This window comes from Sphingobacterium arenae (assembly GCF_014692505.1).
Lineage (GTDB): Bacteria > Bacteroidota > Bacteroidia > Sphingobacteriales > Sphingobacteriaceae > Sphingobacterium > Sphingobacterium arenae.
The window spans coordinates 589,624-613,344 of sequence record NZ_JACNYK010000002.1; the positions used below are offsets into that span (position 1 = coordinate 589,624).

A 23,721-nucleotide genomic window follows, 5' to 3' on the forward strand; every position below is an offset into this window, starting at 1 on the left:
TTTGGCATCCTTACCAAAAGAATAGCCAGGGTAGTGGAATACCTTGGCTACTAAGGGGCTAACATTCTATTTATTTGTCGCTAACAGAATAATATAACCCTATAAACAACAAAGTTATGAATATTCGCTTTGTTTGCAAGGAGAAAAGAAGCTATGTAATGAGGTCATCTTTTCACCTTGATAAGCACATATTAAAAACCCTTATCGTGATAAAAACTATTGTATTATTGATACTGGCACTTAGTTTTCAGGCTACGGCTAAGGTATCAGCACAAACCATAAGTCTGACGCTAAAAAATGCAACGCTTTCCAATGCATTGGAACAAATTGGCAAACAGACCAAATACGACTTCTCTTATAATGACAGAATCTTAAAAAAAGCCAGACCAGTGAATATATCGTTGCATAATGAAAGATTGGAAACGTCATTGCAATTATTATTTGCCGAGCAGCAGCTTACCTACGAAATACGCGATCGGATTATTATCATTAAAGAAAAGAAAACCGTTAGTCAAAAGCCCCTATCGTCCGTCATACAACATAAACAGGAATTGATTCGAGGGCGCGTTACGGATGAAAAGGGCGAGCCGATGTCCGATGTAACGGTGCAGTTCAAAGGAACGACAACTGGGACCAAGACAGACGTTCAAGGACTGTATAACATCGAAGTTATCGTAAGCAACACAAACTTAGTCTTCAGCTATGTAGGCTATGCTCCCCAAGAAGTTCCCATTGCTGGGAGACAGGAAGTAAATGTGGTCTTAAAGATGCAGGACGCCAGCTTGGATGAAGTTGTCGTGGTGGGCTACGGCACCCAGAAGAGAAGCGACGTAACCGGGGCGATCGTCTCCATCAGACCGGAAGAGCTGGAAAATACGCCCTACTCCAATGTCGTACAGTCGTTACAGGGCAAGCTTCCTGGGGTGAACATCACCAACACAGGAACCAGTGCCGAAGGAGATACCCGGCTGCGGGTTCGCGCACAGAATTCAATCAACGCCGATGCCGGACCATTGATCATATTAGATGGCATTCAGTTCGAAGGATTCCTTTCGGAAATAAGCCCGAACGATATCGAATCGATCGAAGTACTCAAGGATGCTTCTTCTGCCGCGATTTATGGAGCACGCGGAGCGAATGGCGTTATGCTGATCACCACCAAGCGAGGCGTTAAGGGCAAAACTCGTCTGGCGCTGGAATCCATGCTTAGTACCAGCAACATCATCAATCGGCCAGATATGATGGATGCCACCCAGTTTTATAACTTTAAACAACGACGCATGGGATTCGTCAGTTCGTTTGAGGAACAGCAATACCAGAACGGTGTCAATACCGATTGGCTGGACTACGCCACACAGACCGGCTTCAAGCAGGATCACAACCTATCCATTTCGGGCGGAGCAGAAAAAACAAAGTTTTTTATAGCAGGAAACGCTTCCCGAACCGATGGTGTAGCACGTAACGACGTATACAATCGTTATGCACTGCGGATCAATATGGACACCGAGATCACCCCTTGGCTAACGTTCGGTACCGCCTCTACCATCGGCTATTACGACCGTCCCGGCGAGGGAGCCAACATCAGTAACGCCAGCCGGATGAATCCGTTGACAGCACCCTATGACGACGACGGAAAATTGAATTTCCAACCCAATCCAGACGATCTGAATATTGTAAATCCATTGGAAGGATTAAACATCCAAAAAGAAGATGTAGCCAGACGGATATTGACCAACAACTACATTCAGGTCGATTTCCCATTTGTGGAAGGGCTTTCGTTCAAGACCTTAACGGGTTACAACTACCGCGCACGACTGATCGAACAGTACAGTTCGTCCTCAAACACGTTACGGGGCAGTCAGGTGGGGGGCTCAGCGACGGTCAACAATCAAAACCGAGAAGAATGGTCTATTGAAAATATTCTGAGTTATACCCGAGATTTCGGACGACATAATGTCTTCCTAACGGGGGTGTATACCGCCCGGGCGTACGAAACGAAATTTCACGACAATACCGGTGTAGGGTTTCCGGGCGATCACATGTCATACTATCAATTCAGATTGGCTACCACGCTAACCCCATCCGATCAATATATCAAGGAATCTTCCTTATCACAAATGTTTCGAGCGAATTACAGCTACGACAGCAGGTACCTGTTTACCTTCACGGTGCGGCGTGATGGCTTTTCCGCTTTTGGAGCGAACAATAAATACAGTGTGTTCCCTTCTGCGGCTGTTGGATGGAATATGGAGCGGGAACCTTTTATGGAATCCCTCACCTGGCTAGATCGCTCGAAATTGCGGCTATCATTGGGCGAAAGTGGTAACCAGGCCATCGGTGCCTATTCGTCGATGCCGACCATGGCCAATCAATATTATCTGGATAACGCAGGCGATCCGTTGATCGGCTTCTATCCCAACCAGCTAGCCGATCCTACCCTTAGTTGGGAAACCACACGTCAACTCAATATCGGATGGGATTTCTCTCTACTTAAAAACCGATTATCCGGAACGGTCGACGCCTATTTTTCCAATACCCGAGCCTTGCTGTTGAACAAACAGATCCCCCAGATCAATGGCGTGACCACCATCCGACAGAATATTGGTCGGACAAAGAGCAGCGGCTTGGAGGTAGCGTTATCTTCTATCAACGTACAAAACGATAACTTCTCTTGGCGAACCAACGCTAATTTTACGTATGCCAAAAATGAAATTGTAGATGTTGGATTGTTTGATGACGATGGAAAACCCTTGGACAATGTAGCCAGCAGCTGGTTTATTGGCAGGCCCATTGGCGTCATCTATACCTATGGATTTGACGGGATTTGGCAAGAAACCGACGACATACTCCATTCACATATGCCTACCGCAAGGCCAGGCGATGTACGGATAAAGGATCACAACAACGACGGTGTCATCACGGTGGACGACCGGCATATCATCGGCCAGAACTTTCCGAAATACACCGTAGGCCTCACCAATACACTCGCCTACAAGGATCTATCCCTAAGCTTCTTTATATATGCATCTCAAGGAGCGACCCGTTTTACCGAGCATATGAACACCTATTTCAATGGGTCAACAACTATTCGGCAACGGGAATGGTGGACACCGGAAAATAAAACCAACACCTACCCCGCCAATCGAGATGATTCCAATCCTTATTCACTCAATTATTTTGGAAAGACAAACGACGCATCCTTTATTCGCTTAAGCGATATTTCGTTGGCGTATAAAATACCCCAATCGATTACCAATAAAGTAAACATAGATCGTCTAGAACTTTTTACCAACGTGAAAAATGTGCTAACGTTAACCCGATTCATAGGGCTGGATCCCGAATACGAATCGGACTTCGGCATTCCGCAAATACGAAGCTTTCTTTTCGGTGCGCGAATCGGATTTTAACCATTTCAATTACATCCAATCATGAAAACATACGCCTACAAGCTATTCATACTCCTAACGCTGACCGTAATGACGGCCGGTTGCAGCGACAGCTTTCTCGACGAGATTGCAAAAGACGAGACTTATGCAGATAACCTCTATACCGATCTGAACGGCTTTCGCCTTGCTAAAAACGCACTACTCCATTTCCCAAGGCAGGAACGAATGGAACCCATTCAATCCGCCGAGCTAGGTGTGATTTGGAAGATTGGCACCGACGTTGGCTGGGCCAATACAGAACTCTCCTGGACGAGAGGCCTCAACCAATATACAACAGCCGACCTAAACGGAATGATGCAATTTTTAAATGGTGACACCGAAGGAAGACCAGGCATATTCCTGATCTTATACAGATGCATCAGCTCCGCCAATTTGCTCATTGCCCGTTCCGGCGATCCGGATGTCGATTGGCAGGGCGGCAATGAAGCAGACAATGAAATAAATAAGAATGAAATGGTCGCTCACGCTAGGCTTATCCGTGCGTGGGCTTATCGCCACCTCGTCATGACCTTTGGTGCGGTACCGCTCAATACGACGGAAATTACCGGGGAGAACTACCGCGACGATTGGCAACGGGATCCAGTAGAAAGTATCCAAGCCCTTATTGAGGAAGATCTGCTTTTTGCAGAACAATGGTTGCCAGATAATTCCAACGATGTTACCCGTTTATCAAAGGCGATCGCGCAGCATTACTTAGCTGAACTGTACCTTTGGCAAAACAAACCCGATCAGGCAGAAGCCAAGGCCAAAGCGGTGATTGATAATCCGAATTACCAACTCATTACCGAACGATATGGTGTCCGTAGAAATGAACCCGGATGCGCGTTTATGGATCAATTCTATGACGGCAACATACTCCCCAGCCAAGGCAATACTGAAGCGCTATGGGTATTTCCAAATTCAGATGTCGACAATATCCTAGGAGCGTACAGCAATACGATGCGTCGTACCTGGGTGTCGGCGTATAACAACCGGAATATAGCTTATTCGCCCGAATACGGTGGCCGGGGTATCGGTCGTGCCGCAATCACGGCCTGGGTATTCTCCTTATACGAATCATCGGACGATCGATTTAGCGAACACGCTATTCGAAAAAGCTACGTAGATCGGGATGGGAATACGGTCGTGTGCCAAATGTCTGCATCTCAAATGACCACCAATAACCATATCTGGGCCAGTACGCGCAAATGGGATTGGACGTACGATAATCCTTCTCGCTATGGAGAAAGTTATTCTTATGCAGACCAGACCTATCTGCGATTGGCAGACACCTATCTACTGCTTGCGGAAGCATTACACATGCAAGGAAACAACAGTGAGAGTAATGGTGCCGCATTTTACATCAATCAAGTACGCCAACGTGCCCATGCGACACCTGTGTCGGCAGGCGAGGTTACACTGGATTATATTCTCGATGAACGAGCCCGCGAACTTGTAACGGAAGAATCACGTAGGGAAACGCTCATGCGTACAGGTAAATTGATCGAACGGACACGGCGATACAACCCCATTGCATCCGGAGAACGGAACGGTGGGGCGGGCATTCAGCCATTCCATACACTTTTACCGTTTCCGCAACGGATTATTGACGCCAATACCGGGCATCCATTGAAACAGAATCCTGGGTATAACTAATAGAAACCAATACGATGAGAACGATACTAAATTTAATATCCATTTTAATCGCCTTTACAACATGCAAAGGCGAAAAATTTGAATCAGACAACCGCATCCAAGGCTACCCCGAAGCAGCTATAGAAACGCTGCGTGAGGCTCCATATCCCATAGGCGCAGCCATTTCGATGGGACCGCTACGCAATAGTGAAGCATACCGCCAAACGGTAATCCAAGAAATGAGCAGTATCACAGCCGAAAATGCGATGAAGATGAATTTTATCAGCACCGGCCGTGGGGAATACTTCTGGGAAGACGCCGACTATTTGGTTGATTTTGCCGCACAAAACAATCTCCGAGTACATGGCCACACGCTACTATGGTACCGTCATACCCCCGATTGGGTAAGCGGATTTTCAGGAACAAAAGAAGAGTGGATAGCGATTATGCGTGAATATATTCAAGCGGTGGTGGGTCGCTATCGAGGGAAAATTGCCTCCTGGGATGTTCTTAATGAAATTATCCTAGATGATGGCACCCTACGCCCGTCAGTTTGGCTGAGCAACATTGGCTTGGAGTATATCGGTTTGGCTTTTAAATTTGCGCACGAGGCTGATCCTAATGCACTCCTTTTCTATAATGATTATGGACATGAATACAGCCACAACCGTCGGTTAGCAACTAAACAATTGGCAGACAGCTTGGTGAATGCCGGCGTCCCTATCCACGGCATCGGATTGCAAATGCATACCAACACCAACCGGTCCATCGACGATCTTCGGTATGCCATCATGGCCGCGGCCACAACCAAACTTTTGGTACATGTGTCGGAGCTCGATGTTGCTGTAAACCCAGATCAAAATCCTAACGCAACATTTACAGAGGCATTAGCCGCCCGGCAACAGGAGAGTTATCGCGCCGTAGCCCAGGCTATGTTGGATCTGCCGGAAGAGCAGCAGTTCGGCATTACATTTTGGGGAGTGTCTGACGACAACTCCTTCATGAGAGATAATCCCGATTGGCCATTGGTTTTCGATAGCAATTATCAACGGAAATCGGCTTATCGAGGGATTTTACAAGGGATTTACCGAAAAGGCGATCCAATGGTACCCGTATCACTTCACCAAACATCGGCTAATTTATTTGCCGACGCTCAAGTAGAAATCGCTATTTCAGGAGGTATGTCCCCCTATGTTATAAGCGAAAATTCCAATCCCGCTACTGCTACGGCCGTTGTTAAGGGCACTAAACTTATCATAACCGGTGTAACAGAAGGAACAACGAACATTACCATCACCGGAGAAGACGGAAGCAGTGCCCAACTACCGGTCACTGTAAAGCGGACGCCCAGTCTAATTACATTTGAACAATTGAAAGCCAACTTGTCATCACAAGAATCTATTATCCTACCTGATGATATTAAAATCAAAGGCGTTGTCATCTCGGATACTAAAAGTAGAAATATTGATGCTAAAACTGTGGTATTGCAAGAAGACAACAACAAAGGGGGGCTTTTTATAGAAACCACGGAAGAAGCCGATTGGAATGTGGGAGATGAAGTAGAGGTGATTGTATCACAACGCACGCTAGCAAAGGTTTATGATGAGTTTACGATAAAAGATATTCCGACAGACCATATTCAAAAGTTAGGAGATAAAACCATTATACCGAATCAAACGACTGTCGATCAGATACTCGCCTACAAAAAAGATTGGACGGGTACACTCGTGAAATTAGGTAGTGGCAGTTTTTCGGGAGGAAATGGGAAGTATAGCGGCATGTTGGCATATACTGACGCCAGCGGTTCCGTTAAATCCATGGTAAAGATACACGCAACCTTTGCAGGAACTGATTATCCCGAACAGGTAGACAACCTTATTGGTATTATACGAAGTGAAGGCGCTAATATCAGATTGGATATCCGGAATACCGACGATGTTATAGGAAAAGTAAGACCACACACCTTTATCCTCGATAATTTCGAAAGCGGGGTCAAGGATATCAAATTTAGAGGAGGAAACGATGCCGCCGTTGTAGACGTGGTGGACAACCCGCTGAAATCGGGTTTAAATACAAGTAATAAAGTGCTCAAGGTCACAAAGAGCTTTGCAAGCCAGCAATTAAACGTTTACATTAAACGGGCCAGCAATCCAGCGGTAGACATATCTGGTGAGGTTTGGGGTAAGAATTTCGATCGGGTGCGCTTTATGTATTACAATCCGGTAGCTTCCGGAAGATCCGTTGCATGGAAATATAATGGACTAGACCCTATACTTAATATTGCGCCGCAGCCGACGTTAGGCGTTTGGTCTTACGTAGATATTGCTTTGACATCAAACCAGATGGATGCACTTACATCCATGAACCTACGCTTAAATGATGGATCCGGTACGAGCGAAAATGACATAGTCTACATCGATAATATCGAATTTTACAATGCTGAGCTTATGGAAGAATGGATGGGGCAATAAATAATCACCTCCCCTAAGTCAAAATATCCCCGACACCATTCTGTGTCGGGGATTTATTCCACCCCTATTCGACCCAGTTATCCCACCCCCGGGATTACTTATATTACCAAGTTATTATCGCTACTTGACCGTTACAATTTGGTGTCGTTTACGCCATATACGCGTCGTTTATGCCATATCCGTGTTTTATTCGCCTGGATTTAGAATAAAAAAATGACTTTTTGTAAGCTTGTGAGACTAACAATCGAAAAAATACCTGTTATGGAAAAAAGCCTACATATTAACTTTCGATCGCACTTTGACCAAGCGATTACCGATCAAGCGTCCCAGCAGCCAAAACCTTCGCTCAACATCCGACACGCAGACACGCAGTACTTTGCCAAAGAAGAAAATTGGGCCATTGCACAAGAATTTGATGGCAAACATGGTTATCTCTTTGGTTATGATCTATGGCTCGAGCAGGCTGTCACTATTCCTGTCCGTGTCGATATCGGGGATTTGTATGTGGTCTATGTCGTCGAGGGAAACGACGACATTTTGATCCGGGATGCTGGGGCCGATCTTGTTTGCACCCTTGCTCCCAGCCGTGCCCGTTATCTTTATGTGCCTCCGGGTAATTATCAGGTTGAACTTTCTCGTGGACAACATCAAGTCTTCGGATTTTACTTTGATGGCGGAATCTTTCGAGATGGGAATGACCGCAGCTTTCGCTTTTTACAGGAAGTGATCGATGGCTATCGCTATAACGCGAAAAGCCTGATCCACAGCATCGATTTTCTCGTTGGGCCGAAAACCCGGCTACATATTACCCATCTCTGTAAAAATTTAAAGAAAGGCGATTTCAATAACGAGACTTTCATTTTTGATGAACTGAGCCGGCTGGTACAGCTTTCCAGACGGAAGGTCCACGAGGAATACGAACAGATCAACCCAGTACAACATCTGGCCGATAATGCCATTGAGCTGGTTAAAGCCTATGTGCATACCCACGGGCAGGCCTTCAGTATCCAGCACGTCGCCGACGATCTGGGTGTGACCGCTGCTCATCTATGTCGTGTATTTAAAGACGAGAAGCTTCCTTCTCCCAGAAGCTATAAACATCGCTTTCTGCTTGCGCGTTGCAAAAAAGAACTTCTACACGATCAGCAATTGGGCGATGTCGCTGAGCGCTGCCAATTTTCCAGCGTCGCGTCATTCAGCCGGTTCTTTAAAAAGCACACCGGGCACACGCCGGGTGCATACAAAGATGAGCTATATCGCTTACACCATCGTGTTTCGCTATAAATGCATCAGGATGTTGACCAACTTTCCAAATGGATCCCGCACATAAAACCGACGCACGCCCCAGGGCTCATCCACCGGACCGTATTCGATTTCGCATCCATGTTCTTTCATTCGCGCATAAGCTTCCTCGATATCATCCACTTCGATGGATAGGTCGGGGACGGCTGTTCCAGATCCACCTTCGGTTGCGAAAGCGATCTGCACACGCATTGTTTCCGTATTACCATAGCTCGTTATCCAACCATGATCCATCAAGATATCCAAACCTAACACCTCTCCGTAAAAATGTTGTGCAGCATCAATTTGTTGTGTGCTGATATTCGCGACTATTCTTTTTACTTTCATCGTACCCGATTGTTTTAGCTTTCTTCTTCAATAGGTCTCCGCAATTTACAAATCAAAAATTGATAATTCAAAACATCAAAAACGGACAAACACCTGCACTGCATTCTGTATTAGTTTTGCTTTGGTAAGTATCACGAATCGATAAAGTAAATATGAAAACAAAGCAGTATAAACGAAAATTTGCGGTGTTTCCCCGGTAGGCGGGACGCGCAAATTAACTAAGGAAACCAACGATCGATAGATCGAAGCTCCGCAGCTAAAACATTAGATTACACAACGCATAAGAAAACAAAAACATGCAAAAGCTTATCAATAGAACGAGAATAGGAACAGCCATGGACGCAATAGCTCAGACGAAAGCCGCCCAATGGATCGGTAGAAAATCGCTATGGGTTTATACACAGCTTCCAGAGCTTGTCGCCTACGGATATGCTTTTCTGTATATGTATACCGGATATGACAAACTCTACAATTTGGAAACCTTTATTGATGGCAATAGCAAGATACCGCTCGTGGGACGGTATGCCGAACTTATCGGTTGGGGCATCCCTACTTTAGAAATCCTATTAGCTGTACTGCTTGTATTGCCCTTCTTAAAGCTGAAGAAAATCGTGCTTTGGGCTTCTGTCGTCTTAATGGGTATTTTCACCATCTACTTGGCGATGATGTTGGCACTCGTTCCGGATAGGCTTTGCCATTGCGGTGGTGTAATCGAATCGATGGGCTGGACCACGCACCTGATCTTTAACCTCCTTTGGTTAGGTGCTGGGATCTTTGCCATCAGAAAACTTAAAAAGTTATATTTTTAAATCTAATACCATGAAAACTCAAATTAAAAAATTAGTAAAATCAGCATTGTTCGGTGTAACAGTGCTTGGTGGAGCGATGTTAACGCAGTCTTTTGGAGAAGCTGTTAAAGAAGAAAAATTAAGTCAATTGACAGACGTGTATGTTAATTCGTCTAGTTCGGGAGATTATGAGAAGCTATCTTCTCCAACCGACTACGATCCTCAAAATTGCGAAAGTCCTAGTGACGATCAATGTGCATGGAGACGCACAAATGCTCCGGGCACTGTTCCAGACAGCTTTGATGCGAGTACAGCCGAAGCTCTTCATCAGGCAGGCTTGATCGAGCCCATGGACAATAATACAGGAATATACGATGATAATTAGAATATCATAAGCGGGGGGGAGCCCCCCCGCTTATTTATTCAAAGCTTCTTCAATGATATTAACTAAAGCATTCTCGTTGTGTTCAGTATATGGATTCGGTGGATTAATGGCCACGATCTCATCATCCCCATCTATGATTATCATGGTGGGATACGATGCAATGTTGTAATATTTAATAATAGGGTGTTTTTTACCTAGATCCCCCAGCCACAATTTGATATCTGTATCATCCGTATAATCCCCACTAGCCAGAGAATTTTTCCACATTTCTTTTTTTGTATCGATAGACACACTGACATATACAAAATCTGGGTTACGTTTAAAACGTTCTTTAACTGGCTTCATGTTTTTGTGTAATGCGATACATCCTCTACAGCCCGTAAACCAAAAATCTAATAAGATTACTTTTCCTTTAAAGTCAGCGTTTCTGTATATTTTACCATGTTCATCTTCCAATTCGAATTGGTAAGATTTTCTTCCTGATGATTTTTTGTTTCTCATCTCCGAGATATATTCTTTGTATTCTTGATTTTTGATATTTCCTAAGAGAGTCATAAAGAACATATCATCCATGTATTCTTTGGTTCCGCGATTCAAGAAGGATGAAAGCGCTACCTGATCGTATACATGATCCCTGTATCTTTCTGATATTAACTTGTCGACCAGCATTAGATTTGGCTTAATTCTTCTACCCAATGGTGCTAACCTCATTGAAATGTCCGTTCTAGTTTTATAAGCCAGGTACCTTGGATACATATTCGATTGGCCTAAATAGTTTTTTGATTCATCAGGAATTTTTTCGTCACTATAAAATTCATTGTAATGGCCTACGAAATACGCTCGTAAAGAGTCTTTGCTAAATGCAGACTTAAGATTTAGATAATTTATTTCGAAAAATCTGACACTACCATAAAAATTATAATAAATAGCGTTACTTGTCAAAGAATCGAAGGCGTAGGTAGAAATAATATCCTTGGCTACATGAATCGCTGTATCGTGAACCGCCTTATAGGCATCCAAGAATTTCCAAACGTCTTCTTTGCTGGCGTTATGATCGAAATGACCTTGAGCAGCACTGAGACTAATGCGTTCTTTCTTCATCCGTGCATACAGGCTAAACAAATCAAACTGACATTTCATCAGAGGTGCCGACATTCCTGAAAACAATACTTTTTGAGGAAGAACGTTTATCATAACGGTTGAATTGGGTTCTATCATAAAAATGTTTGCATTATTCCCCAATATCCTATAATCATTGCCGATACTATCAGATCTATTTTTGGGTAAATTAAATTTTACATAGAAAACAGCAGGAGATTCATTTAATTCTATCTTGAATCGTCCATCATCCACATTTACCATGATCTCCGTTCCCCTTGTAAAAATCTCGTCGTGTTCTACAAAGTTTGTCGTGTACGTGATCCTAAAGGAATCCACTCCCAATGAATGATCGATTTGTCCTTCTATAACGGTCTGTCCATGAAGGAACGAAACGATTAAGCAAAAACATAAAAGAATACTCAGTGCTTTAAAATTGGCAGTATTCCACCATCCTTTTAATTTATTCATCATCTTATATTTTGAGTTATTTTACTTCTGTTAATTTCATCCTGTGGGATGTTGAAAACATAGCGGCTAGAGTTAGGTTCAAGCCGATACATTTCCTGATCGAGTATGCGGGATAAAACTATATTCGCACCTTCCTTATTAAGCCGTTTGATATCATCCCATCTCAGACACCTCCATACAAGCTCTTTCCGTCTTTCAGTTAGCACAGTATTTAAAGCATTATCTGTGTCAGAAAATTTAACCTGTTCATGCTCATATGTACCCGTTCTATATCTATTTAGCAGTAGTCTGTTCATTAACTCGGACGCATCTTCGAGGCTGCCCTTCCTGACCAAACATTCTGCTTTTATCAATAAAACTTCATCAACAGCCAACCCATTAAAGGGAGCTAACCCAGTACCGTTGTACCCCCTTTTCATGGTAAACCTATGTTCGGCGATCTTATCGAAGTAAACGGACAATCGAAGATCGTCTTCACTATAAAGCTTCATTAAAGTGGAGTCAACGAACACGGTTTCTGTACGGTTTCGCTGTGCGGAATTGCTGTATGTTGTGGTCGTTCCGTACATAATCAATTCGTCATTAGTCCGTGTAAAAGGCGTACTCGAGGTTAACGAAATGGTATTGTAATCAATCAATCTATCATAACGGTGGAGTACGCTATCTGCAAATTGCTCGGCTTTATCGTATTCTCTTCGATACAGGTGTATCCGCGAGAGCAAGGCGTATGTGGCCAATCTTGTCGCTCGGTTTCTTTCTGGTAGCGGTCCCCAATACTTCAAATATTGAAGCGAGCGTTCCAGATCGTTAAATATATGGTCATAGCACGCTTTGACTGTCGAACGCTCCACCAGATAATCAATCGACGGGTCTTCCCGAAGTGGTATCCCTAAATCGGCATTCTGGGTCGCCGGATCAAAAGGTACCGAGAAATTTTTAAGGAGATCGTAATTTGCTTTTGCACGGTGAAAAAGTGCCTGCCCATAAACATCCTGCATTTCTTTTGGTATCTCACCAATAGCTTGTTTTTCTATTTCGTTGAGAATATTATTCGCATAAAAAATGCTCTGATAAGGTAAGTTCCAATCCTCTATATTCGTTTCCCCACCGTAGATATCGGTGTCCCAAATATAAGAGTGTCGTTCGGTGGCCGTGTTCGCGGAGCGCCAATTACTTTCCGAGTCAATATAATATTCATCCGATGCTAATTGAGGTAAAACCGATGCTATACCTATCACCTCAAAATTGTCCAGTAACCGCTGAAAATCTTCCGCTGTTTTCGGGGTCAGAATATTGCTGTTTGGTCTTTCTTCCAAAAAGCTCTCGGAACAGGATAGCAGCAAAATGGCTGCTGCCGTTAGTGTTAAAAATTTCTTCATGATCTTAGTAATTAAATTTAGCGCCAAAGGAAATCTCGAAAGGCGTTGGATACCCATTATGGAATGCTGGGTCTATACCCTGATCGTTTTCCTTCCATAACAAGGCTATGTTTGAACAATACGTGTAGAGTTGTAGGCTTGACGCCCTATGGCTACCAAACGGCTTGAAAGCGTATGAAAATCGCAGATCTTGTAGACGGATATGGCTTCCGGTTAGCGCAAGTACGCTCGAATTTTGGTAAAACGATTCTCTGTTTGCGTTGATCGGATACTGAAAAGCGGGTACACTCGTCCGATTTTCGTCTCCCCCGTGTTGCCATCGGTCGTCGTAGTCGGCGTATCGATAGTTGCCACCGATCAACCCATTCGAACTGAACGAATTTGTACGTTTAAAATAATAGCCGAACTTGTACAGGATATTGAACGAAAGCTCCAAGTTCCGGTAAGAAACGGTATGCCTAAAACTACCGAACCTCGTGGGTACTTTAGATCCAAGCAACGAAATACTGTTCCGATCTGTACCATTTAGAATATCACCGTAGTTTTCGGTATCCTCCCCTTCAAAAAAACCGAGGGGATTCCCTTCATTACTAAGTCCTTTGAATCCATAAAGAACAAGCGAATTAATGGGATTACCTTCTATGGGAACGATACCTATGCTGCTGACGATATCCGAATTCGACCCCGGCTCTATATAATATTCGGTAATCTTGTCATTGACCGCATTAAAAATTAAATCAGTCCGGACAGAAATTGCTTTGTCCTTAAACCAAGAAAACCACAATTGTGCATCCAGACCTTTGGTGGCGGTGCTCGCCACATTTCCGTAAAATTCGCTTATGCCCACTTGCGGCGCTACCGGACTCCAACCCATCAGATCTTGTCCTTTCTTTACAAAATATTCTATCGATCCCCCAACACGATTATCGCCCAAACTAAAATCCAGTCCTATATTTTGATTTTGGACACGTTCCCAGCGCAGCGAACTATTCGGCGGATTAAGAATAATGTCTATTGGGCTACCCCAAAGGTTTCCCGCTCTATGCAATCGCGAGGTAAGATAAGCTGTTGTGCTCTTGTCCACATTACCATTGTAACCGAAAGTTGTCCTTATTTTAAGAAAGTCAAGCGGCATCCATTTGAGGATGGGATGTAAGTTATAAGACGCTCCCACGGACCAAAGCGGTACCCCTTTTTGGTTTGCCGAGACACCAAAAATATTGGATTCGTCTTTTCGAAAACTTCCGGTAATCGACAGGTTGTCTGCATAGGTATAGGACAATAATCCATAGTACGAGCGGTTGTTATCAGCTTGCCTCGAACGGCCAGCACCACGATTGATCAGCGAATAGCCTCCACTGTGGTAAAGTGGAAAATACGTAAAAATATCTACTTCGGTAAAACTTTCCAGATCACGGTTGTAACCATACATACTTCCCAAGTTCTCGAACAGCCGCCTATCATGGCGCCATTCCATGCCGACCATACCGCTGAAATGATGCAGATGACCTAAATTTTCATTCCAGTCCAATTGTGCTCGTCCGTAATGCGATTCCATCCGTGTGGTACTTTTGTTCAAGATATCGCCGCGCGCGATCGGACGAACAACCGTGCCCTGTACTTCATCGACCTGACTATATTGATTGATCAGGTTCCTTGTATAAAAAGAACGTTGGTCGTACAGTGTGGAGTTTTCAAGCCAATTATTACTCGTTAGGTAATTGACGCCAATTTTAAAGGAGCGATATACCTTGGAGTTAATCCCCACCTGAAAGCGTAATTGCTGATCCTTTCCTTCATAACGGGTGAGGTTATCCCTAACTTCTTCTACGGGGCGATACTTCCAGTCCAGTAAGTAACCATTCCCCACCGTATCGGTATACGACGGTCGTAACGTACTCAGGTTCGCAGCTTCCAATGCGATATTATTATGGGCCAGTTGTTCATAAGGATAGCGTGGTCTATAGCCATAGGCGTTCCCTTCGTTGTTCGTATTTTTTACATACCAAACATCCATATCGATCCGCAGGTAATCTCCAAAAGGACTCCATTGGTTATTATTACGGATATTGACCCGACTGTTTTCGGCGGATACACTTTCACTTAGTGACCGATCATAGCCCACGGACAAGATATTTTTTGCCTTAGTGGAACCGGTGGAGATACTCACCTGTTGCTGGTGCTGCAATTTGTTCCTGTAAAAATACTGCTGAAAATCATGGCGGACATCCTGACTCCTCAGCACATCAATTTTTCCGTGCGCCTCTTCCAAGCTTATATCTCCGGATCGGTTCTGTTCCAAAATATCGACGACGGGCGAAATGTGCTGATATATGGTATTGATATTTCTGTCGTAATACCCTTGTTCAAAAAGCCATATCTCCGAATCAATAAAATCACTTGAAGACATCTGCTTCTCATAAAATAAGTTCGGTTTCTTGCCAATCAGAAAATTGGACGAGAAATCGATAGACAACCGATCCTTCGCCTTCTTGGTCGTGATGACGATCACGCCGTTACCGGACCGGACACCCCAGATCGAAGCAGCTGTTGCATCTTTTAGCACCGTTACACTTTCAATGTCATTTGGGTTAATGTTATTGATATCCCCTTCAAAAGGAAAATTATCCACTACCACGAGCGGACGTGTACTGGAAAAAAGCGTACTCCGCCCCCTTACACTTATTCCGTCCGGATTACCCGTATTACGATCGAGCAGCAGCCCGTTTGTGACACCATCCAATCTTGATAGTATATCCATAGATGGATTACGCTGCAAAGTCTTAGAATCAACATGGGCGAAACTCCCTGTAGCACGTTCCTTTGGTAACTGCTGGTATCCGGTACTTACCACCTCGACTTCTTCAAGCTGATTTTCAAGTGGCTCCAGTGATATAGTTAAATAGGTAGTCCTTTCATCATAGTCAATAGCTTGTGGTTGAAAGCCGACATGTCTCACTTCGACGGTCCCTGTACTTTTATTCGTCGGTATACGGAATCTGCCCATTTCATCGGTACTAACGGAAACGCCGTTAGCACGGACAGAAACACCTTGGATAGGCTCACCATCGACGCTAGACAGCACCTCTCCTAGCAATACTGTTTTTTGCCCTTCGGCAGTCCGCGTTTCCGCAGACTGCGCCCAGGCTTCTGATAGATTAAACAACATGAAACAAATCAATGCCAACACCAAAGGCATTGATTTGTTCTTCATTGCCTCTACCCCTATTATTCCTCTACGGTTACTGTACCGCTGATCTACGCCAGAGGTACATGCGTTTAGTAGGTCAGTAGTGGATCTCCAGTAGCTTCTTAGTAGATCTCCAGTACCTTTTCGGTACACTCCCCGTACACTAACGGTACACTCGTGGTACATTAACGGTACCTCAGCTATTTTACGCAAACGTTGCGTAAAAGGTACTACATCCTTACTGCATCTATACTTGATCCTCGCTTTTAGCTTGCCTAAAAAACGGCGTGAAAAACTCTTTGCTTCTTCGGGTGCTGTTCGCGTTTCCTTCGGGTGCGCTTCGACTACGCTTCGGAATTGGTTCGAAACACCTTCGGTATTTCTGTGCGTATTCTTCGGGTATTGTTCGGGATTTTCCGAACAGCTCCCGAACACTTCCCGAAGATCACCCGAACAAGGGCCGAATAAATCCCGCGGATGTCCCGAAGAAACGTCGACAACCTCTCGAACGGTCGCCGAAGGCAAGGCAATGCCCCCCTCTCTTACTTGATTGGTTAAGATTTTTGATAATCTAGGTGGTTTTTCTTTTCGGGAACAAGCTCCTCCTTCGCGTTGGCTAAAGGCCAGTCCTCTCCCACCCTTGTAAAAATTGTTCATTTTTCGAGGTTTTTAGGGTGTGGCCTAAGGCGCTGGCTGAGGTGACTCTTGCTATTTCTCCTTTGTGCCTAAGCTGGGCTTAGGCCACATTGTTAGTAAAATTGTTTTGAATGAGAATGCGGACGAAACGTAAGTTCATAATCGAAATAATCGGTTTGTAATGCCGCATTTTTAGGAAAGCCAAATAGGCTAGAAACCCAAACTACTCAGGCTTTTTAATGATGTTTCTTGTTCTTTGTTTATTGCTCATAACTATTTATACGTTAGGAGTCTTGGTGGTGGAGGGTAGATATTTGATACATGTGGGACTACACACCGTGGCCACTTATCAGTTCTCAGGCCTTACGTAACACGGATTTACAGTAGCCCCACATCTACCAGATATGCAAATATAGCATAAAAGTATAGATGCGGGTATTTAAACTACTGCCCTGCGTTACGGCCTGAGAAATTTGTAGCCGCAAGACTCTAAATTAAATACCATCGAAGATTTTTAATCTTCTATTAACAAGACAAATATAGATAAAAATTCTATATAACGCAAATATTTCCTGTCGAATAATATTATATAATTTGACGGTATTAGTTGTAATGAAACCAAAAGGAAAGATCACAGCATTAGCTCAACACATAATAGACACCTTTAGAACACTTTATTTAGAAAATGGGATCTCTGGCAGAAAATTTTCTCATGATATTACAGAAGGGTCAAACCCAACACGAGTTTCTGGTTTTGAAAACATCTACAATAATGAGACTTACACTCCTGAACTCACGAAAAAAGCTTTGAATTATTTCGGTTTAAGGATGGAGGACATTTTACCCGATGACTTATTGGACAACGATGAGTTAATAGAGAAAACTAGAATTCCGATACTAAAACAGATGAGTATCAAAGCGGCTTTAAATTCACTTCTCGAAGAAGGTTATTTTGACACTCCTCGCCTGCGCGCAGAAATCACATCCTATTATAACTCTTTTTTGCCTGAACCCGACCATAAACAGGATTCTGATTTCTCGGCACAACTAGAAAATTTGTACAATGAAAGAAAAATATTAAAAGTTCGACTGGATGATGAGGACGAAAGGAAAGCCAAGCTGATCCGCTTCGTGAGTAACATGGAGTTGAAAGAAGATTAAGTCTTCCGCTATTTATTTCCTAAATTTGTACCTGTGTCAATGGGAAAACCAATCAACATACCTACTTTTTCTTACGAACTAAATACTATGGTTCGAAAGCACCGTGAGACTAAAGGCTATACGCAAGAGGAATTTGCTTTTCTGATTGGCAAACCTTTGGAGGAAATCCAAAATAATGAAAATTTAACTAGCGATTCATCTTATGACATCAACCATACGAACTTTTATGCTCGGATTTTAAGCAAGAAACCAAAGGAAATGTTTTTCGAAGACTCCTTTGAAGAGGCAAATATCAATATTATTGCAACAAAGACGACAGTAAAAAACAAAAGAACAGGAATAGAGATTGACAAATTCAAAGGAACAAGTAGCTTTAACAAGAAATCAATGGAGATAGAATCATACTCGCTCCCAATAAAACCTGTTTATGATGTAACTATCGAGGATGAGAATAAGGTTTTGAAGATAATGGACCAATGGTTAAGAGAAGGCTATTTCAAAATCGGTATCACCGGCTATAAACTGTACCAAGATTTATTGGCACAACATGCGGAAGGCAAAATACAATTACCCGACTCCTTCCGCCCTATCCTGGTCTCTCGCGCCATTACAACAATGTGCGGCAGACGAAAAAAACCGAAACTTCTTCCCCATCGGAAACTTCCGAAAACGCTAGAAAAATGGCTATTGTATAAGGAGGATGTGTAATATTGCAGCAAGATCATGGAACCGATTTAAGAGTTAAGTTAATTATATTCTTGTCCAACTTTTGTTATAATTTCTATATTAGTGTCACTTATAAGTCTAATCATATGAATATAATAGATGCCAAAAACAAACTCAAAAAATACCAACGTATAATTGGTAAGGTTGTGGATAATAAAGAAATATCTGAAATCGCTATACATCCTACAAATGACTCTATTCTTCCTGAAATCACAATGTGTTTGTTAAATTTTGTAGATTATGATTATATGCTTTCTAGATATACCGATTTTGATTTAGTTGTAATATATGATATTGAAGATTTCCCGTCAACAGGTTATGTTATGTGGGACACTATTGATAACGTAACAAAGAAGCTCAAGATTTAAAGTCGATATAATTGATCAATTTTATAAAACCAAAGTGATTTGCTTTCATTCTTTGAATTGCTAATATTCGGCACGACTAAGGATCCCCAATACAAATTAATCCTAAAGACAAGTAAATATGACAAAAACACAGATTGAAGAATACTTAATAAGACTTGAGTATGAGTTGCTAAATAATTCTGATAATCAGAAAATTGAACTATCTAGAAATTGGGCTAACTCTTTTCCTTCCGAGACGGCAGTCTACATATTCCGCGAAGATGGCGAAATTTGTTATGTTGGAGAAACTGGAAGTCTCAGAGGGAGAATGACTGATATTCTAAACACCAAAAATCATACATTGCGAAGGAATATAGGAAATCATTATTTTTCTGAGTTTCCTACTTATGAAAAACCAAGCTCAAAAAAAGGATTTTGTCAAGAAATCGAGAACTTGCTGAATCAAAAAATCACAACACATCTGACTGTTTCGTATATTCTAGTGGATCTTGGAAGAAAAGAACTTGAGGAAAGGCTGTACGACAAGTTTTTTCCAAAATATTCGATCAAAGGAAAACGGGGAACAAAAAAAATTCTTAGGAGGGAATTGCTTTAAGGATGGCAAAAAACGCCAATCAACCTTGTGCAGATTACAGGAACATACAGCATCGCAGATGCTTAAGGGTAAATGCACAATGTCTTAGGCATAAAAACATAGGCGACGCGCACCTCCTACTCTCCTCTAGTTTACTTTCCTAATAGCGCTCGTTTAACAGCAGGTGGCGAGGAGCTAAAATTTAAGAAGCCGAAAAAGGGTAGATAAGCAAACCCAAAAGAGAAACGGAGAAAGAAGAAGAAGTTTTACCTCGCTAAGTCGAGCACGCAGTTAAAATTTAAAAAATGTTAAATAAAATCATATTCAATTCGAAATTTACATCTAACGACGATTTTGTAGATTTATTAGACTGCTTATTGCTGTATGATCAGATTATTCTATTAACTAATAGCATCAGCATCCAGCGTTTGTTACAAAACTTAGGCATAGATTTATTAATCGAACTTCAGATTAGAAAAAGATTAAATTTGCTATACCACGACAATGTCTTCGGACCTGGCTTAATTAATAACGATGATTTATACCTGTCGACATATACCTCTACCAGCATCTCACTAGAGGGACTCTTATATGATTACAACAGAAATTTTGTTAAAAACTCCACACTGAATAATGCGTTTGCATCAAAGCATTCAGACCATTTTAAAACATATTCATATCCTTTAGAACTAACAAACATTATATACTCGGACTTACAGAATGAAAGTCTTATAAATAATTATTTCAAAATATACTTAAAATCCTTATCTGAAGTTCTGTCAACAATCCAAATAGATATCCACTTTAAACCTAATGGTAGAGAATTTCTTGGCAGAGAATTATATACAGCAACTTATTCTGGAGATTTCGATTCATTCATTCAACAATTTAGAGACGTGGTTGGCTATGATTACTCAGTTACAGACTTCTTGTTACAATACGGAATAAGCAAAGGAGACTTCTTATTAGCTGGTGATTTAGATTCTGAGATTTCTAATCCCATGAATTTAGAATTTTTTAGAGAAATGTCATTCGATATTTTTAATAGGAATGTGGCTTCTAACTTTCAAATTAATTCCTTTGAAGAGTACGTTTTTTCCGACTTTACTTCTATTGGTAAGGCTTTTATTGAACAAAAGATCAGCACTGACACATTGCTTAAACTATACGACTCAACGCAAGAATTAAGATCACACATAAGAGATCTGGCAGATAGTAAAAATATTGTGGGAGAATACAACAAGTTAATAGAAGTAGATTTCAACCTTGCTAATAAATCCGATTCCACTATTAAATTTATACTTAGTAATATAGTTATTAAAAGTGCTAATTTTATGATAAAAACGATTGTTCCTCCTCCTTTGCTTGATATAGCAAGTGAGGTAGTACCTTTAGCTGTTGATGCTTTCGGTCATTTTGGCTATGATAAAATTAAAAAAGGTTGGCAGCCCAAAGGAAAACTAACTGAATTTGAAAATTTAAAGAAAAAATTTTTGTAGGAACCTAGCTTAAATTTTTGTGATTGAAGCTGAATTAAGCAATGTGTCTATAGCGGAGGTCAGCATATTCCACACCATACTACACCTTGTTATCGATATGTAAAGGCGTAGTACAGGCTAGCTGGACATACTGGAGCAAGCTGACCCCTCAAAATTGAATCATATTTAGGGAGGCATATTGCATTTAAAGCCGATATTCGACTGCCATACTGGCTGATGTTGACCCCCTAATTGCGTTTTTCAATTTGAGTATTTCGGAGCATTGGGTTCTTCCCCGCTTTTGGTAGTAATTCCATCATATTCTGCCTAGTCCAACAATTAAGAAGTGCGTACTTTGTTCTCATATTCCTCTTTGAAAAGGGCTGGAGCTATCAAATCGAGCAGTGGTGGCGACTTCCACAATCCACGGCTTTCAAAACAATTATTGATAAAAAGGGAAAACGGGATGAGTTTAGACATTAACATTTCTTTCTGATTATCTAAGTACCTATCATACTCTTTTTGTGATTTTAAAATCTTCTTTTTTGGTCTCTCTAATTTTTTGCTTTCGTGATAAAGTTTTAATATTTCATGCAATGGGATTTCACTCGCTAAACCCATTTGATGATATATAAGTGAATCGATATTTACAACAGACAACGGTTTAACATGATGCGTAAACAGTCCCTCTTCTGCCAATTCTGAAAGTGCATCCTGAAACCAAAAATCAATAAGTTCATTGAAGCCTGGAGTATCGTATTGATGATCATGAGTAAGCAGAACAGGATAAATGAAAACATCTTTGTAGTAATAATCCGTATCAGCAATAAAATCATTTTTTAGAAGTCTACGTATGCTGTTTATCAATTGCATCACGGCTTTGGCTTTTATCTTTCCGCATGGTAATTCTTCGTAATCTAAAACTCTTCCGAACTCTTCTTCATACACATTATAGTCAAAAGACATTTTTTTGTCTGCTGAAATCAGGAAGTCTTTTGATTCAATTATCAACATATTATTGCCTTTTCGTATATAGTAATCAGGCGCTGCATCAATCTTCATATCATCCATTTGCTTTCCCGAGAATCGAATGCACCTATCAGGGTAAATACTTTCCATAACCTTATAACAAAGTACTTTTTCTGAAAATTCGTTTCCGTAAAAGCTTCTTACGTCTTTAATCCTTTGTGCTATTGGTAAAACTTTGTTTACATCCCTCAAAAGGAAATAAACACCTTTGAAGATCTTTTCAACGACAAACAAATTGAAGATAATTCGATAAACGCCATCCTTCACTTTGTAAAACGGCTTTGCTCTTGTAGAGAGAAAATCATTTTGGTCAAGTTCATCTTTCTCCTGTATTATAATTTTTTCAATAAAAGCGCAGCTCAGCTCAAAGTTTTCTCCTTGTTTAACAACAATGTCAGTATGCGCTTCTCTTGCATTTTTTATCGCAGAATGCGTTAATGGCAACAGCCTTTTTAAATATTCCTGCCATGATGTACAATTGAAATAAGCAACAAATGCCGTCAATAAAGGTTGAGCTATTTGAGCAGTTTCAAGAAATTGAAAGAGGTAAATCGCTTTGATCATTTGTGTTGCCCAGATTTGATGAATGTCGTAATTCACTTTATCTGAAAGAGGGTATTGCATACAAAACATTATCATTGCGAATTGCAATTCTTTATCACTATTTTCTGATGATGAGAATGCAGTACTTTGCTTACTTGTGAACTCAGAATTTAGAGCCAAATAAGCTTTAAACAAATTTACTTCTAACTGTACTTCCGTCTGAGTTTGGGGTTCTTCTGTCTTTGAAAAGTAATATTCAAAAAGTCTCAAACTCGAATAGGTATTTATTATCCCAATCCGGATATTTTTCTTTTCAAGTTCTCTAATCCTGCTGTAAACATCGTAGGCGAAGTCGCTGTTTTCTGCTTGAAAAAACATCCCTAAAAATTCCCTATTGTTCTCAAACTTTGATTTATGATTTTTGAACCCTAGAAAGAAAGCCGCTGCATTTAGGATCTTTTCTCTGCTACAGCCCGCTAAATATTGTTGAATTGTTAATCGTTCTTCGTTGGGAAAAACTACTTCAAATTCTAGGATTTGTGCCAAGGTAACTGTGTTTGAGACGGATGATTTATTATTTTTCAACATAATTTGGTTAACTTGCCTTGTACGTCTTCAAACTAAATTAGACACATTAGGATGAAACCTTAAGGAGACTTTCGAGTTATAAATATATTAATTTTTGTTGATTATACAATTTTCTTCTTTTGTTCAAAGAATCGATTTTTATCTGAT

The 23,721-nt window shown here is 41.6% G+C and carries 16 protein-coding genes; 11 read left to right on the forward strand and 5 right to left on the reverse strand.

What is annotated here, in order from left to right; all coding sequences use genetic code 11:
- Positions 1-206 precede the first annotated feature (206 nt).
- From H8B17_RS08670 to H8B17_RS08685, 4 genes are all read left to right on the forward strand, one after another.
- A complete protein-coding gene (locus H8B17_RS08670; RefSeq protein WP_190308801.1) occupies positions 207-3,407 on the forward strand; it encodes a TonB-dependent receptor in 3,201 nt (1,066 codons plus the stop codon).
- Positions 3,408-3,428: 21 nt separating this feature from the next.
- The gene (locus H8B17_RS08675; protein WP_190308802.1) at positions 3,429-5,081 is read left to right on the forward strand and encodes a RagB/SusD family nutrient uptake outer membrane protein; all 1,653 of its coding nucleotides are present in this window, start codon (positions 3,429-3,431) and stop codon (positions 5,079-5,081) included.
- Between the two features lie 14 nt (positions 5,082-5,095).
- Positions 5,096-7,531 (forward strand): endo-1,4-beta-xylanase, encoded by a 2,436-nt coding sequence (locus tag H8B17_RS08680; protein ID WP_190308803.1) that lies wholly within the window; start codon positions 5,096-5,098, stop codon positions 7,529-7,531.
- A gap of 231 nt (positions 7,532-7,762) precedes the next feature.
- Positions 7,763-8,815 (forward strand): helix-turn-helix transcriptional regulator, encoded by a 1,053-nt coding sequence (locus tag H8B17_RS08685; RefSeq protein WP_190308804.1) that lies wholly within the window; start codon positions 7,763-7,765, stop codon positions 8,813-8,815.
- Here the strand turns inward: H8B17_RS08685 and H8B17_RS08690 are convergent.
- Positions 8,810-9,160, reverse strand: a complete 351-nt coding sequence (locus H8B17_RS08690; protein WP_190308805.1) for a VOC family protein — start codon at positions 9,158-9,160, stop codon at positions 8,810-8,812. The two genes, H8B17_RS08685 and H8B17_RS08690, sit on opposite strands and share 6 nt — an antisense overlap.
- Before the next feature lie 296 nt (positions 9,161-9,456).
- On the opposite strand from H8B17_RS08690, the gene H8B17_RS08695 reads away from it, so the two are divergent.
- Together H8B17_RS08695 and H8B17_RS08700 are read left to right on the forward strand one after the other, a co-directional pair.
- Complete coding sequence (locus H8B17_RS08695) at positions 9,457-9,969, forward strand: MauE/DoxX family redox-associated membrane protein (RefSeq protein ID WP_190308806.1); 513 nt, start codon at positions 9,457-9,459, stop codon at positions 9,967-9,969.
- Positions 9,970-9,979: 10 nt separating this feature from the next.
- On the forward strand, positions 9,980-10,333 hold the full coding sequence (locus H8B17_RS08700; protein ID WP_190308807.1) for a hypothetical protein: 354 nt from the start codon (positions 9,980-9,982) through the stop codon (positions 10,331-10,333).
- A 30-nt stretch (positions 10,334-10,363) separates the two neighbouring features.
- Here H8B17_RS08700 and H8B17_RS08705 read toward each other — a convergent pair whose 3' ends face one another.
- From H8B17_RS08705 to H8B17_RS08715, 3 genes are read right to left on the reverse strand one after another with little or no spacing between them, the layout of a single operon-like run.
- Entirely contained in the window at positions 10,364-11,905 is a 1,542-nt protein-coding gene (locus H8B17_RS08705) for a TlpA family protein disulfide reductase (protein WP_190308808.1), read from the reverse strand.
- Complete coding sequence (locus H8B17_RS08710) at positions 11,902-13,281, reverse strand: RagB/SusD family nutrient uptake outer membrane protein (RefSeq protein WP_190308809.1); 1,380 nt, start codon at positions 13,279-13,281, stop codon at positions 11,902-11,904. Before H8B17_RS08710 ends, H8B17_RS08705 begins: the two co-directional genes overlap by 4 nt.
- A gap of 4 nt (positions 13,282-13,285) precedes the next feature.
- Entirely contained in the window at positions 13,286-17,128 is a 3,843-nt protein-coding gene (locus H8B17_RS08715) for a SusC/RagA family TonB-linked outer membrane protein (RefSeq protein WP_190308810.1), read from the reverse strand.
- Positions 17,129-17,719: 591 nt separating this feature from the next.
- On the opposite strand from H8B17_RS08715, the gene H8B17_RS08720 reads away from it, so the two are divergent.
- The 5 genes from H8B17_RS08720 (at position 17,720) to H8B17_RS08740 (ending at position 21,435) form a co-directional block, all read left to right on the forward strand.
- Positions 17,720-18,268 carry a hypothetical protein gene (locus H8B17_RS08720; protein ID WP_190308811.1) on the forward strand — a complete coding sequence of 183 codons (549 nt, stop codon included), beginning with the start codon at positions 17,720-17,722 and terminating at the stop codon, positions 18,266-18,268.
- A gap of 39 nt (positions 18,269-18,307) precedes the next feature.
- Positions 18,308-18,976 carry a hypothetical protein gene (locus tag H8B17_RS08725; protein ID WP_190308812.1) on the forward strand — a complete coding sequence of 223 codons (669 nt, stop codon included), beginning with the start codon at positions 18,308-18,310 and terminating at the stop codon, positions 18,974-18,976.
- A gap of 104 nt (positions 18,977-19,080) precedes the next feature.
- Positions 19,081-19,362 (forward strand): hypothetical protein, encoded by a 282-nt coding sequence (locus tag H8B17_RS08730; protein WP_190308813.1) that lies wholly within the window; start codon positions 19,081-19,083, stop codon positions 19,360-19,362.
- 118 nt (positions 19,363-19,480) lie between these two features.
- Entirely contained in the window at positions 19,481-19,957 is a 477-nt protein-coding gene (locus H8B17_RS08735) for a GIY-YIG nuclease family protein (RefSeq protein ID WP_190308814.1), read from the forward strand.
- Positions 19,958-20,241: 284 nt separating this feature from the next.
- The gene (locus H8B17_RS08740) at positions 20,242-21,435 is read left to right on the forward strand and encodes a hypothetical protein (RefSeq protein WP_190308815.1); all 1,194 of its coding nucleotides are present in this window, start codon (positions 20,242-20,244) and stop codon (positions 21,433-21,435) included.
- Between the two features lie 318 nt (positions 21,436-21,753).
- Here the strand turns inward: H8B17_RS08740 and H8B17_RS08745 are convergent, their stop codons facing one another.
- On the reverse strand, positions 21,754-23,574 hold the full coding sequence (locus H8B17_RS08745) for a hypothetical protein (protein WP_190308816.1): 1,821 nt from the start codon (positions 23,572-23,574) through the stop codon (positions 21,754-21,756).
- Between the last annotated feature and the right edge of the window lie 147 nt (positions 23,575-23,721).

Excerpts from the sequence above, each read along its gene's own strand:
- H8B17_RS08675 (WP_190308802.1), top strand. The coding sequence starts at position 3,429 with ATGAAAACATACGCCTACAAGCTATTCATACTCCTAACGCTGACCGTA.
- H8B17_RS08680 (WP_190308803.1), top strand. The coding sequence starts at position 5,096 with ATGAGAACGATACTAAATTTAATATCCATTTTAATCGCCTTTACAACA.
- H8B17_RS08690 (WP_190308805.1), bottom strand. The coding sequence starts at position 9,160 with ATGAAAGTAAAAAGAATAGTCGCGAATATCAGCACACAACAAATTGAT.
- H8B17_RS08695 (WP_190308806.1), top strand. The coding sequence starts at position 9,457 with ATGCAAAAGCTTATCAATAGAACGAGAATAGGAACAGCCATGGACGCA.
- H8B17_RS08700 (WP_190308807.1), top strand. The coding sequence starts at position 9,980 with ATGAAAACTCAAATTAAAAAATTAGTAAAATCAGCATTGTTCGGTGTA.
- H8B17_RS08705 (WP_190308808.1), bottom strand. The coding sequence starts at position 11,905 with ATGATGAATAAATTAAAAGGATGGTGGAATACTGCCAATTTTAAAGCA.
- H8B17_RS08710 (WP_190308809.1), bottom strand. The coding sequence starts at position 13,281 with ATGAAGAAATTTTTAACACTAACGGCAGCAGCCATTTTGCTGCTATCC.
- H8B17_RS08715 (WP_190308810.1), bottom strand. The coding sequence starts at position 17,128 with ATGAACAATTTTTACAAGGGTGGGAGAGGACTGGCCTTTAGCCAACGC.
- H8B17_RS08720 (WP_190308811.1), top strand. The coding sequence starts at position 17,720 with ATGAAACCAAAAGGAAAGATCACAGCATTAGCTCAACACATAATAGAC.
- H8B17_RS08725 (WP_190308812.1), top strand. The coding sequence starts at position 18,308 with ATGGGAAAACCAATCAACATACCTACTTTTTCTTACGAACTAAATACT.
- H8B17_RS08730 (WP_190308813.1), top strand. The coding sequence starts at position 19,081 with ATGAATATAATAGATGCCAAAAACAAACTCAAAAAATACCAACGTATA.
- H8B17_RS08735 (WP_190308814.1), top strand. The coding sequence starts at position 19,481 with ATGACAAAAACACAGATTGAAGAATACTTAATAAGACTTGAGTATGAG.
- H8B17_RS08740 (WP_190308815.1), top strand. The coding sequence starts at position 20,242 with ATGTTAAATAAAATCATATTCAATTCGAAATTTACATCTAACGACGAT.
- H8B17_RS08745 (WP_190308816.1), bottom strand. The coding sequence starts at position 23,574 with ATGTTGAAAAATAATAAATCATCCGTCTCAAACACAGTTACCTTGGCA.